Origin of the sequence: Clostridium sp. AM54-37XD, from assembly GCF_003478225.1 — a bacterium.
Lineage (GTDB): Bacteria > Bacillota > Clostridia > Lachnospirales > Lachnospiraceae > Coprococcus > Coprococcus ammoniilyticus.
Window position 1 is genome coordinate 79,274 of the sequence record NZ_QUEV01000008.1, and the last position, 12,918, is coordinate 92,191.

Consider the following 12,918-nt stretch of genomic DNA (forward strand, 5'->3'; position numbering starts at 1 on the left):
ATGACGGGTAAGGAGTACAAAGAAATGAACTTGGATTTTTCAATTATTTTACCGATACTTATAGCGTTTGGAATCAGCGTGGTGTTAAGCCCGATCGTGATCCCATTTTTAAAGAAACTGAAATTTGGACAGTTTGTACGAGATGATGGACCGGAAACACATCTGAAGAAATCAGGAACACCGACAATGGGCGGACTGATCATTCTGTTGAGTCTGGTGATTACCTCGTTATTTTATATGAAGGATTATCCGGATATCCTTCCGGTATTGTTTGTAACACTTGGTTTTGGGCTGATCGGATTTCTGGATGATTATATCAAAGTCGTTATGAAGCGTTCCCTGGGACTTCGTGCATGGCAGAAGATGCTCGGACAGTTCGTTGTAACAGCAGTTTTTGCATATTATATTGAGAAATATACCGAGATCAACAACGAGATCATTATTCCATTTGTCGGTAAGACAGTTGTTCTTGATAAATGGGTTTATATCGTTTTGTTATTCTTTGTTGTACTTGGAACAGTAAATGGTGCAAACTTCACAGATGGTCTGGATGGTCTTGCTTCTTCCGTAACAGCATTGATCGCTACATTCTTTACAGTTGTTGCGATCGGAACCGGATCCGGTCTTGCACCTATCTCCTGTGCAGCAATGGGAAGCTTGTTAGGATTCCTTGTATATAATGTATACCCTGCAAGAGTGTTTATGGGTGACACCGGTTCTCTTGCACTTGGCGGATTTGTAGCATCGATCGCATACATGCTGAAGATGCCATTATTTATTCTGATCGTGGCATTCATTTATTTTATAGAAGTATTATCGGTTATCATCCAGGTAGTTTCATTCAAACTGACTGGAAAACGAGTGTTCAAAATGGCACCGATCCATCATCATTTTGAGCTTTCCGGATGGCCTGAGACAAAGGTTGTATCAATATTTGCGATAGTAACAGCCGTACTTTGTGTTGTAGGTTTACTGGCTGTTTAATACGGAGGATATGAAGATGAATTTTAAAAATGCTTTAGTGGCTGGTACAGGTAAGAGCGGCATCAGTGCAGCAAAGCTGCTGATCGCTCATGGCGTAAAGGTTACGCTGTTTGATGAAAATGAAAAAAGAGATAAAAATGATCTGATGGAGAAACTCTCCCAGTCAGAACTTGTTACGATCCTGCTTGGAAAATTAACGGATGAAGTATTAAAGCAGACAGATATTATGGTTATAAGCCCGGGTATTCCGGTTGATTCTGCATTTGTAGAGGATATAAAGAAAGCAGGCATTCCGGTATGGAGTGAGATTGAGCTTGCATATTATTTTGGTAAAGGAAAGATCGCTGCGATCACAGGAACAAATGGCAAGACAACGACGACGGCACTTGTTGGCGAGATCGTAAAGGCGTGGAATCCGAAGACGATCGTAGTTGGAAATATCGGTATTCCATATACCGAGCTTTGTGATACAACCGATGATGACAGTGCAACAGTGGCAGAGATCAGCAGCTTCCAGTTAGAGACGATCGTGGATTTTCATCCGAATGTCAGTGCAATCTTAAATCTGACACCGGATCATCTGAACCGTCATTATACATTTGAAAATTACGGAAATGTCAAGAAGTCGATCACAAAGAATCAGACAGAAGATGATGTGGTTGTATTAAACTATGATGATGATCATACAAGAGCAATGGCAGAGGGAATCCGCCCAAGAGTTGTATATTTCAGCAGACTGGAGAAGCCTGCAGGCGGTGTATATGTAGAGGATGGTCACATTGTGATCGAGGCAAATGGAGAAAAGATCGATGTCCTTGCATTAAAGGATCTGATCCTGCTCGGTTCCCACAATGTTGAAAATGTGCTCGCTGCAGTTGGTATCTCTTATTATATGGGAGTGCCGGTCAATGTCATTCGTGATGTTGCAGTCAGTTTTAAAGCCGTAGAGCATAGAATAGAGTATGTAAAGACAGTGGCTGGTGTGGATTATTACAATGATTCCAAGGGAACCAATCCGGATGCAGCCATCAAGGGAATTCAGGCAATGGTAAAACCGACTTATCTGATCGGTGGAGGCTATGATAAAGGCTCTACCTATGATGAATGGATCGATGCATTTGACGGAAAAGTCAGATGTTTGGTTCTGATCGGTCAGACGGCGAAGAAGATCGCAGAGACTGCCAAGAAACACGGATTCCATAATATTGTATTTGAAGACGATCTGTTAGGAGCGGTAAAATATTGTCATGAGAATGCAAAGGATGGAGAAGCAGTTCTTCTTTCTCCAGCATGTGCAAGCTGGGGAATGTTTGATAATTACGAGCAAAGAGGAAGAATGTTCAAAGAATATGTCCGCGATTTTAAGGAGTGAAATATTTGAATGACAGAAACAGGAACACAGATACAAATGAGATAGATAGCAGAAGAAAGCCGTTATGGTACAGCGGACGTTACTTTGACTATCCGCTGCTTGGCATTGTACTGGGGCTTGTTCTGTTTGGACTGGTCATGGTTTACAGCACCAGTTCCTACCGGGCAGATGAACTGTATGGTGACAGTACATATTTTGCAAAACGACAGCTTGTTTTTGAACTTGTTGCACTGTTTGGAATGTTTCTGGTATCGAAGATCGATTATCGCAGATATGCAAGATATTCCAAATATTTTCTGTATGTGGCAATGGCACTTTTAGTGCTGGTCTACATTATAGGAAGTGCGAGCCATGGATCGACCAGATGGATCTATATTGGTGCATTTGGATTCCAGCCGTCGGAATTTGCAAAGCTTGCGCTGATCGTATATACCGCAGATATCTGTACCAGAAAACCCAGAAGCCTGAATACACTGAAGGGTCTGGCGAAGATGCTTCTGCTTCCGTTTGTAACGATCATACTGATCGCGATCGAGAACTTAAGTACCGCGATCATATGCTTTGGCATTGTGGTGATCATTGTATTTGTCGCCAGCCCGAAAAAATGGCCGTTTGTGCTGATGGGGCTGATCGGAATCCTGATGTGCGTGATATTTATTGCAACAGCAGGCTATCGTGCAGATCGTATCCGTATCTGGCTTGCACCGGAAAAATACGATGATGGATACCAGACGATGCAGTCCCTTTATGCGATCGGATCCGGAGGCTTTTTTGGAAGAGGCATTGGGAACAGTATCCAGAAGATGGGATTTATACCAGAGTCCCATAATGACATGATTTTTTCCGTTATCTGTGAAGAGCTTGGTTTATTTGGTGCGGCACTTGTAATCGCAATGTTTGTGGTCCTGATATACAGATGCGCACTGATCGCAATCAATTCCGGTGAACGGTTTGGAGGTCTGATCGCAACCGGTGTTATGGCACATGTTGCTGTTCAGGTATTGATCAATATCAGTGTTGTAACAAATACGATACCCCCGACCGGTGTACCGCTTCCATTTATCAGTTATGGTGGAAGCTCGATATGTTTCATGCTTCTTGAGATGGGACTGGTGCTTGCTGTTGCCAGACAGATGAAGCCGGGAAGATAAAATGGATAGGAAGATATAAAAGATGCAGAACAGGAGAACAGAGAGCGAAACTGAAAAGAAAAAGGGAAGAAAGGCAGGTAAGATTCTGTTGATCATTCTTGGTGCGCTGCTGCTTATATGCCTTAGTGCCTATGTCTATATCCTGAAATGCTACAGTCTGACCAAGATACAGGTGTCCGGCAATGTGCATTATACAGAGGATGAGATCATAGATATTGTAACAAAAGGGAAAAAAGCGGATAATACCCTGTTTTTCTATCTGGACAACAGAATGCATCCGGTAGAGGATGTAACCTTTATTGATAAATTTCAGATTGAAGTGATTGGAAGACATACCATAACGATCACAGTATATGAGAAGTCCATGGCTGGTTGTGTGAGCTATATGGATCAGTATATTTATTTTGATAATGATGGCCGCGTGCTTGAAACGTCTTCCGAAAAGCTGGAGGATGTTCCGTGTATTCAGGGATTGAAATTTGACCGTATCGTTGTGGGTGAAAAGCTCCCTGTAACGAACGAGGATATGTTTCAGGAGATCTTGACGATGACACAGTTGATCGATAAGAACAAGCTGTTGATCGATGAGATCCGGTTTAATAATGACAATGAGATCATCTTGTATAAGGACAAGATCAAAATAGAGCTTGGAAGCGGATCCGGGCTGGAGGACAAGCTTATGAATCTGGAAAGCATTCTTTCTAAACTGGAAGGGAAAAGTGGAACCCTGGATCTGTCGGATTATTCGGCAAGCAGTGGAAACGCAATATTTAAGGAAAATAAGTAAAATTTAAAACAAAAAGTTGTTGCGTTATTTATGAAAAAATCGTATTATTAAGATATTAATGCGATTATATAGATGTACACTCCCTGTACTTTGGGTTGCGGGTGCCAGATCTGCAGCCTGTGATTTGCTTACAGAATGAAGACAACCGGGGGAGGGAGCTGTACAGGAATTATAAAGAAATATATAGAAGGAGGAAACAACCTTGCTCGAAATAAAGTCTAACGATGAGAGAACACCAGCTAGAATACTGGTAATAGGAGTAGGTGGCGCTGGTAACAATGCAGTAAACAGAATGATTGATGAAAATGTAGAAGGTGTGGAGCTGATAGCGATCAACACGGATAAACAGGCACTTTCATTAAGCAGAGCTACAACAAAGATTCAGATTGGTGAGAAGCTGACAAAGGGACTTGGTGCAGGTGCAAAGCCTGAGATCGGTGCCAGTGCAGTTGAAGAGAATAGAGAAGAGATAGCAGATATTATCAAAGATGCCAACATGGTATTCGTAACATGTGGTATGGGTGGTGGTACCGGAACCGGCGCAGCACCTGTTGTTGCGGAGATGGCAAGAAATCTTGGTATCCTGACAGTTGGTGTTGTAACAAAGCCATTTGGTTTTGAAGGAAAGCCTCGTATGAAGAATGCGATGGAAGGAATTGCAAGATTAAAAGAGAATGTTGATACACTGATCGTTATTCCAAATGATAAGTTATTACAGATCTGTGATAAGAGAACCAGTATTCCGGATGCTTTAAAGAAAGCAGACCAGGTTCTTCAGCAGGGCGTTCAGGGTGTAACAGACCTGATCAATAAACCGGGTCTTATCAACCTCGACTTTGCAGACATCCAGACTGTTATGAGAGACAAGGGTATTGCACATATCGGTATCGGTTCCGCAAGCGGTGAGAACAAGGCTGTTGATGCGATCAAGGAAGCTATGGATTCACCATTACTGGAGACAACAGTATCCGGTGCAACCGATATTATTGTAAACTTCTCAGGAAATATTGGTATCGTGGAAGCATACGATGCAGTTACTTACCTGACTGAACAGGCCGGTGATGGTGTAAATATCATCTTCGGTACAGTTGACAATGATAACATGGGTGAGGAGATCAGCATTACGATCATTGCTACAGGCCTTGAGAAAGCAGAGACAACTACACCTGTCAGCAGATTCGCAGGAACTGCAGCTCCAAAGCTTGATACAGTTAATACAACATCATTTGGAGAAGCAAGAAAGACAACACCTACTTATGGTGGACAGGCACTTGGTGGATCATCTTCCATCCGTCCTACTTTCCTGTCAGATGCAGGAGCAGCATCACAGACAGCAAAGCCGGTAGTTCCAAATACAACAAGAACAGCTGCTCCGGTTGAGCCGCATGTAGCTCCGTCTCCAAAACCGGCAAGACCAACTGTACAGTCAAATGACAGTATCAGAATACCGGAATTTTTAAAGAAAAGATAAATAGCAGAGATGCGGACAGATATGTATATGTACGGATGCCATGGCGATATTGCCATGGCATTTGTGCAATAAGCTGTTATGTAGAAATAATATCTGCATCAGTTAATGGATATAAAAATCATAACATGGAAGGAGACAGATATGAGATTCCTGGCAACCGGAGAGGAAATGCAGAAGATCGATCAGATCTCCATTGAACAGATTGGAATTCCCGGTCTGGTGTTGATGGAACGTGCAGCACTTGCTGTAACAGAAGAAATAGAAAAAAGATTTTCACGGATAAAAACAGGAGAACATGATACCGGACGGACAGCATATACCAGGATCCTTGTTGTAACAGAACGCGGCAATAATGGAGGGGACGGTCTGGCTGTAGCAAGGATGCTGGCAGAAAAAGGATATCTGGTAGATGTGTACTGTATCGGACAGGTTAGCAGAGCAACAGAGAGTTATAAGGTTCAGGAGAGTATACTTGGACAGCTTGGGATCAAGATTACAGAGGATTTTCCGAATGGAGAATATGATGTAATCGTAGATGCAATCTTTGGAGTTGGATTAAAGCGTGACATAGAAGGAATCCATAAAGAGGTCATTGATCATATCAATGATATGCCGGCATATGTGGTAGCAGTAGATATCCCATCCGGTATATCGGCTACGACCGGACGGGTAATGAATGTTGCAGTAAAGGCGGATCTTACAGTAACAATGGGGTTAATGAAGGTCGGTATGACCGTTTATCCGGGACATGGATATTGTGGAGAGATCCTTGTAAAAGATATCGGATTTCCGGATAAGGCAGTTGATATGGTGATGCCGGAGATATTTACATATGATGAAGGGGATCTGAACCGGCTGAATAAACGAAGACCGGATGGAAATAAAGGAACCTTTGGAAAAGTTGCAGTCATAGCCGGCAGTCAGGAGATATCGGGAGCAGCCTGTCTTGCGGCATCAGCAGCCTACCGGGTTGGAAGTGGTATGGTAAAGGTATATACCCATAAGGATAACAGAGTGATTGTCGGGGGATATCTGCCGGAAGCATTGATGATGACATATCAGGATGAGAAAACAGCAGTTATCTGTGCGGAGAATGCATGTGCATGGGCAGATGTCATTCTGATCGGACCGGGTATCGGAACCGGAAAAGAAGCGGAATGTATGCTTAAGACAGTGCTGGAGAATTTCAAAGGAACGATCGTTGTTGATGCAGATGGACTTAATCTTTTGTCAGCACATAAGGAGCTGCTTGCATCAGGGGAAATCAGCAGACAGACAGGGAATATAGCACTTGTTATCACCCCTCATGTAAAAGAAATGTCCAGACTGACAGGAAAGACAGTGGCTGAATTAAAAGAAGCACCGGTTCGTGAGTGCAGGACATTTGCGGAAGCAGAAACACTCGTGTGTGTATTAAAAGATGCAAGAACCTGTGTCAGTGACGGAGGCGTGCATACTTACATGAACACTTCGGGAAATGATGGTATGGCAACAGCAGGTTCAGGGGATGTTCTTGCCGGAATGATTGCAGGGCTATCTGCCGGTGGAATATCTCCGACAGAGGCAGCAAGACTTGGGGTGTATATACACGGGCTTGCAGGGGATCGTGCAAAGAAACGGTATGGAAAGGCGGCTATAACCGCCGGCAGTCTGATCGATGAGATCGGTCCGATCATGAGTTCTTATGTATAAAATATAATAGGCAGAGGCGCAGACAAATGAATAAATATAGAAGAATAGAAGCAGATATCAATCTGGATAATATCAGAGAAAATATAAAAATGATGAAGGCATGTGTGCCGGAGAGTATGAAGATGCTTGCCGTGATCAAGGCAGATGCCTATGGCCACGGAGCAGTAGAGGTTTCAAGAGCCCTTTCTGATCTGACAGACTTTTATGCGGTTGCCTGTATTGATGAGGCGGTAGAGCTTCGTCATGCAGGATGTGAGAAGCCGTTGTTGATACTTGGATATACAGACCCATCAGAGTATGATGAACTGATCACATACGATGTAAGACCTGCGATGTATGATAAAGCTGAATGTGCCATTCTCTCAGATGATGCGGTAAAGAAAGGATCAAAAGCAAAGATCCATATCAAGATGGATACCGGTATGAGCCGGATCGGCTTTCAGTGTGATGATGCAGGTATCAATGATATCGTGGAGATCGCGCATATGCCGGGAATTGAGATCGAGGGAATATTTACACATTATTCAAAGGCGGACGAATACGATAAAACAGCTGCAAATGGACAGCTTGCGTTATTCCGGTCTGTAATCGGCAGATTAGAAGAACGGGGGATATCGATTCCTGTAAAGCATATATCAAACAGCGCAGGAATCATGGAGATGGATAATGAAGGCTTTGATATGGTAAGATCCGGTATCGTAACATACGGACTATATCCATCGGATGAGGTCGATCATTCGATCGCGGTACTTAAGCCGGCAATGGAACTACTTGCCAAGGTAGTTCATGTGAAGAATGTGAAAGCAGGAACAGGTATCGGCTATGGATGGACATTTGTCGCACCGCATGATATGAGAATAGCAACCGTGTCTGCCGGTTATGCTGACGGATATCCAAGAGCACAGTCCAATATCGGGCGTGTGATCATTCATGGTAAGTATGCACCGATCACCGGACGTGTCTGTATGGATCAGTTTATGATCGATGTAAGTGATATACCGGAGACGTCAGTCGGTGATACAGTTGTTCTGATCGGAAAATGTGGAGATAAAGAGATCACGGTGGAAGAAGTTGCGGAACCGGCAAACAGCTTCAACTATGAACTGATCTGTAATATCGGAAGACGTGTACCAAGAGTCTATATTAGGGGTGGAAAAGAAGTCGGGGAAGTGAATTATCTACGTCGAAACTGAATATCATAGAATAGAATTGGAAATACTTTTCACAACAGAAGATATTAATAAATAAATGGAGTGAAAAGAATTGGTAATCAGAAGAGGCGATATATTTTATGCTGATTTACGGCCTGTCGTTGGTTCGGAACAGGGAGGAGTCAGACCGGTACTTATCATACAAAATGAAGCGGGAAATAAACACAGTTCTACTGTGATCTGTGCAGCGATCACCAGCAAGATGAACAAGGCGAAGCTGCCTACACATGTTGAGATTGATTCCAGCCGGTATGATCTGGCAAAGGATTCGGTTGTTCTATTGGAACAGGTGCGTACGATCGATAAACAGAGATTAAAAGAAAAAGTATGCCATATGGGAGATGACATTCTGAAAAAGGTAGATATTGCATTAAAGATCAGTCTGGATCTGTATTGATCTTTGTGGCATGGTAATTATAGACATTGTATAATCATACAGTTATACAGATTCCCATATGAATACGGATTATACAGATTCTCATATGAAAAAATTGACGAATGTTGGAATTAATGATATATTTCCATTATATTTGCATTCGTGTGGAATTAAGAGTGAATGCAGAATGAAACGAACAGGAGAGGTGATTTGTAGACAGAGACTGTCTGGTATATGAAATTATTTAATAACAGAAAAGCTGATGAAGAAAAAGTTGAGGAAGAGATTATTTCCATGGTCAATGAGGGCAATGAACAGGGGCTCATTCATGATGACGAAGTAGAGATGATCACAAATATTTTTGAATTCAGTGAGAAAGAAGTCCGGGATGTTATGACGCCGCGTTCCGATGTAGTTGGAATCGACAAACATACTACAATGGATGAAACGATCAAGATCATGCTGGAGAATAATTATTCCAGATATCCGGTGTTTGATGATGATCTGGACAATATAGTCGGAATCCTTTATTTTAAGGATTTCGTAAAAGCGTATTTAAAGGATAAGAATCAGACGATCGAACAGATCATGGTTGAGCCGCTATTTGTGCATCCGACAAAGAATATATCGGAATTATTCAAACGGATGCAGAAAGAGAAAATTCATATGGTTATTGTGGTGGATGAGTATGGTCAGACAGAAGGCATCATAGCGATGGAAGATATTCTGGAAGAAATTGTCGGCAATATTTTTGATGAATACGATGATGATGACGATGATATTGCACTTGCGGGTCATGGATATATCGTGGGCGGCAGAGCAGAACTGGATGAATTGTCGGAACATCTGGGAATTGAGTTTCCGGATGAGGATTTTCAGACACTGAACGGGTTTATGCTGTATGAACTGGGAAGGCTCCCTTATGAGAACGAAAAAATAGATATTACATATAAGGGATATAATTTTGAGACCATTGGGATCAAGGATAAGATGATCGATAAGGTGCGGATAACCAAGGTTGAAAATGAAAATCAGGTATGATATTATGAACCAGTTGGGCTTATAAAGCTTCAAAAAAGAAACCGATATCCGAAAATGGATATTCAAAAGATAGAATTACAGAGTTAAGGAGTAAAAAAATGTCAGGACATTCAAAATTTGCAAATATTAAACATAAGAAAGAAAAGAACGATGCTGCAAAGGGTAAGATCTTTACCATTATCGGTAAGGAAATTGCGATCGCTGTAAAAGAAGGTGGTGCAAACCCTGATAACAACAGTAAGCTTCGTGATGTAATCGCAAAGGCAAAGGCAAACAATATGCCAAACGATACGATCAAGCGTGGTATCGACAGAGCAGCAGGTGATGCAAACTCAGTAAATTATGTTGCTAATACATACGAAGGATATGGTCCGAACGGTACAGCGATCATCGTTGATACTCTTACAGATAATAAGAACAGAACGGCTGCAAATGTAAGAAATGCATTTACAAAGGGCGGCGGAAACGTAGGAACGACCGGTTGTGTATCTTATATGTTTGATAATAAAGGACAGATCATTATCGATAAAGAAGAATGTGATATGGATGCAGATGATCTTATGATGATGGCACTGGATGCCGGAGCTGAGGATTTCAGTGAAGAGGAAGACAGCTTTGAGATCATCACAACACCGGATGATTTCTCAGCAGTCAGAGAGGCTCTTGAAAAAGAGGGAATCAAGATGGCAGAAGCAGAGCTTACCATGATCCCACAGAACTATGTAGATCTGACAGATCCTGAGGTTGTAAAGAAGTTTACAAGAATTCTGGATCTCTTAGATGAAGATGATGATGTACAGGCCGTATATCACAATGCAAATCTTCCGGATGAGGAATAATTATATCGTTCATGCCATTTGTGCATGAAAGAATTTCCACAGAATCCACATGCAATTTTATGTAAGGTGTTGTGGAGATTCTACCATATATGTATGCCAGGCAGGCAGCAGGACGGCAGAAAGCCGTTTGGCAGCACGCCTGGCATATGGTATGTTAAAAACAAATGCAGAGAGCATATACATTTTACAACAAGAGTAGGAGAGTAGAATGAAGGGAATATTAAGATATTTACGGGACTATAAAAAAGAATCGGTTCTGGCACCATTATTTAAAATGTTGGAAGCCTGTTTCGAACTGCTGATCCCGATCGTAATGGCACATATTATTGATACCGGTATTAAGAATCAGGACATGGGGTATGTTCTTCGGATGTGTCTCGTTATGATCGCACTTGGTATCATCGGCCTGAGCTGTTCACTGACAGCACAGTATTTTTCCGCAAAAGCAGCGACCGGATTCGGAACGGCACTTCGAAGTAATCTGTTCCGTCATATCACAAGTCTTTCTTATAATGAGATTGATACGATCGGAACATCGACACTGCTTACTCGAATGACCAGTGATATCAACCAGATCCAGACAGGTGTCAATCTGGTGCTCCGTTTGTTCTTACGTTCTCCGTTTATCGTATTCGGTGCGATGATCATGTCATTTACGATCGATGTCAAATCAGCCATGACCTTTGTGGTTACAATACCGGCATTGTCGATCGTTGTATTCGGAATTATGCTTGTCAGCATTCCATTGTTTAAGAAGGTACAGGCAAGACTGGATAAGGTCATGCTTCTGACCCGAGAGAATCTGGAAGGTGCCCGTGTGATCCGGGCATTTAACAGACAGCAGAAAGAGGTTGATGAATTCGATAAGTCAACCGATGATCTGATGGATATTCAGTTGTATGTCGGAAGAATCTCGGCATTCTTAAATCCTGTCACATATGTGATCATCAATCTTGCAACTGTTGCGATCATCTGGATCGCAGCCGGACAGACCGATATCGGTATCCTGTCACAGGGTAAGGTTGTTGCACTGATCAACTACATGTCACAGATCTTAGTTGAGCTTGTAAAGCTTGCCAATCTGATCATTAACATCACAAAGTCGATCGCATGTGCAAAGAGAATCAATGTTGTGTTTGATACGAAGCCATCGATCACAGAGGTTGAAGAAGATTCTGCTTTATCAGAAGCACAGAAGGCAGCCGGCCAGGATGTTCCTAAGGTGGTATTTGACAACGTAGCCTTACGGTATGGTAAAGCATCGGAAGATTCACTGACCGGTATATCCTTTACGGTAAAAGCGGGAGAAACGATCGGTATTATCGGTGGTACGGGTTCCGGTAAGAGTTCTCTGGTCAACCTGATCCCGAGATTCTATGATGCCACCGGTGGTGTGGTTAAGATCGATGGTGTGGATGTAAAGGACTATGATCTCCGTTCCCTTCGAATGAAGGTAGGTGTAGTTCCGCAGAAGGCAGTTCTGTTCCAGGGCACGATCGCCGAGAATATCCGCTGGGGTAAAAATGACGCAACGGAAGAAGAGATCAATGAGGCACTTACGATCGCACAGGCAAAAGAATTCGTTGATCAGAAAACAGATGGCATGAACTTTAAGATTACACAGGGTGGCAAGAACTTATCCGGTGGGCAGAAGCAGCGTCTTACGATCGCAAGAGCAGTTGTAAGAAAGCCTGAGATCCTGATCATGGATGACAGTGCATCGGCACTTGACTTTGCAACAGACGCAGCTCTTCGGCGTGCGATCAAAGAGCAGACAAAGGGTATGACCGTATTTATCGTTTCCCAACGAGCATCGACGATCATGGGAGCCGATCAGATCATTGTATTAGATGATGGACAGGTTGCAGGTATCGGAACCCACGAGGAACTGTTACAGTCCTGTGAGGTATATCAGGAGATATGTCAGTCACAGTTATCGGCAAATGAAGTATCCGGTAAAAAGACTTCTGCCGGAAATGCAATGGCATAGGAAG

The 12,918-nt window shown here is 42.6% G+C and carries 11 protein-coding genes; all 11 read left to right on the forward strand.

The window, feature by feature from the left end:
* Positions 1-24 precede the first annotated feature (24 nt).
* The 11 genes from mraY (at position 25) to DXA07_RS08980 (ending at position 12,914) form a co-directional block, all read left to right on the forward strand.
* Positions 25-984: a phospho-N-acetylmuramoyl-pentapeptide-transferase gene (mraY, locus tag DXA07_RS08925; RefSeq protein WP_021944491.1), complete on the forward strand. Its 960-nt coding sequence runs from the start codon at positions 25-27 to the stop codon at positions 982-984.
* A 16-nt stretch (positions 985-1,000) separates the two neighbouring features.
* On the forward strand, positions 1,001-2,356 hold the full coding sequence (gene murD / locus DXA07_RS08930) for a UDP-N-acetylmuramoyl-L-alanine--D-glutamate ligase (RefSeq protein ID WP_021944490.1): 1,356 nt from the start codon (positions 1,001-1,003) through the stop codon (positions 2,354-2,356).
* Entirely contained in the window at positions 2,353-3,507 is a 1,155-nt protein-coding gene (ftsW, locus tag DXA07_RS08935; protein WP_226800980.1) for a putative lipid II flippase FtsW, read from the forward strand. The genes murD and ftsW overlap by 4 nt, the downstream gene beginning before the upstream one ends.
* Before the next feature lie 22 nt (positions 3,508-3,529).
* Entirely contained in the window at positions 3,530-4,294 is a 765-nt protein-coding gene (locus DXA07_RS08940; protein WP_117807344.1) for a cell division protein FtsQ/DivIB, read from the forward strand.
* Positions 4,295-4,496: 202 nt separating this feature from the next.
* Positions 4,497-5,765, forward strand: a complete 1,269-nt coding sequence (gene ftsZ, locus DXA07_RS08945; protein ID WP_021944487.1) for a cell division protein FtsZ — start codon at positions 4,497-4,499, stop codon at positions 5,763-5,765.
* A 141-nt stretch (positions 5,766-5,906) separates the two neighbouring features.
* Positions 5,907-7,457, forward strand: coding sequence for an NAD(P)H-hydrate dehydratase (locus DXA07_RS08950; RefSeq protein WP_117821939.1), 1,551 nt, complete (start codon positions 5,907-5,909; stop codon positions 7,455-7,457).
* Between the two features lie 26 nt (positions 7,458-7,483).
* The gene (alr, locus tag DXA07_RS08955) at positions 7,484-8,650 is read left to right on the forward strand and encodes an alanine racemase (protein WP_118484323.1); all 1,167 of its coding nucleotides are present in this window, start codon (positions 7,484-7,486) and stop codon (positions 8,648-8,650) included.
* Positions 8,651-8,720: 70 nt separating this feature from the next.
* Positions 8,721-9,065: a type II toxin-antitoxin system PemK/MazF family toxin gene (locus tag DXA07_RS08960; protein ID WP_008402980.1), complete on the forward strand. Its 345-nt coding sequence runs from the start codon at positions 8,721-8,723 to the stop codon at positions 9,063-9,065.
* A 213-nt stretch (positions 9,066-9,278) separates the two neighbouring features.
* A complete protein-coding gene (locus DXA07_RS08965; protein ID WP_021944484.1) occupies positions 9,279-10,085 on the forward strand; it encodes a hemolysin family protein in 807 nt (268 codons plus the stop codon).
* A gap of 98 nt (positions 10,086-10,183) precedes the next feature.
* Positions 10,184-10,924, forward strand: coding sequence for a YebC/PmpR family DNA-binding transcriptional regulator (locus tag DXA07_RS08970; protein WP_008402983.1), 741 nt, complete (start codon positions 10,184-10,186; stop codon positions 10,922-10,924).
* 208 nt (positions 10,925-11,132) lie between these two features.
* Positions 11,133-12,914: an ABC transporter ATP-binding protein gene (locus tag DXA07_RS08980; protein ID WP_118484327.1), complete on the forward strand. Its 1,782-nt coding sequence runs from the start codon at positions 11,133-11,135 to the stop codon at positions 12,912-12,914.
* Positions 12,915-12,918: the final 4 nt, after the last annotated feature.

What these genes read in the sequence shown, in the direction of transcription:
- mraY (WP_021944491.1), top strand. Translation starts at nt 25, where the DNA reads ATGAACTTGGATTTTTCAATTATTTTACCGATACTTATAGCGTTTGGA.
- murD (WP_021944490.1), top strand. Translation starts at nt 1,001, where the DNA reads ATGAATTTTAAAAATGCTTTAGTGGCTGGTACAGGTAAGAGCGGCATC.
- DXA07_RS08940 (WP_117807344.1), top strand. Translation starts at nt 3,530, where the DNA reads ATGCAGAACAGGAGAACAGAGAGCGAAACTGAAAAGAAAAAGGGAAGA.
- DXA07_RS08950 (WP_117821939.1), top strand. Translation starts at nt 5,907, where the DNA reads ATGAGATTCCTGGCAACCGGAGAGGAAATGCAGAAGATCGATCAGATC.
- alr (WP_118484323.1), top strand. Translation starts at nt 7,484, where the DNA reads ATGAATAAATATAGAAGAATAGAAGCAGATATCAATCTGGATAATATC.
- DXA07_RS08965 (WP_021944484.1), top strand. Translation starts at nt 9,279, where the DNA reads ATGAAATTATTTAATAACAGAAAAGCTGATGAAGAAAAAGTTGAGGAA.
- DXA07_RS08970 (WP_008402983.1), top strand. Translation starts at nt 10,184, where the DNA reads ATGTCAGGACATTCAAAATTTGCAAATATTAAACATAAGAAAGAAAAG.
- DXA07_RS08980 (WP_118484327.1), top strand. Translation starts at nt 11,133, where the DNA reads ATGAAGGGAATATTAAGATATTTACGGGACTATAAAAAAGAATCGGTT.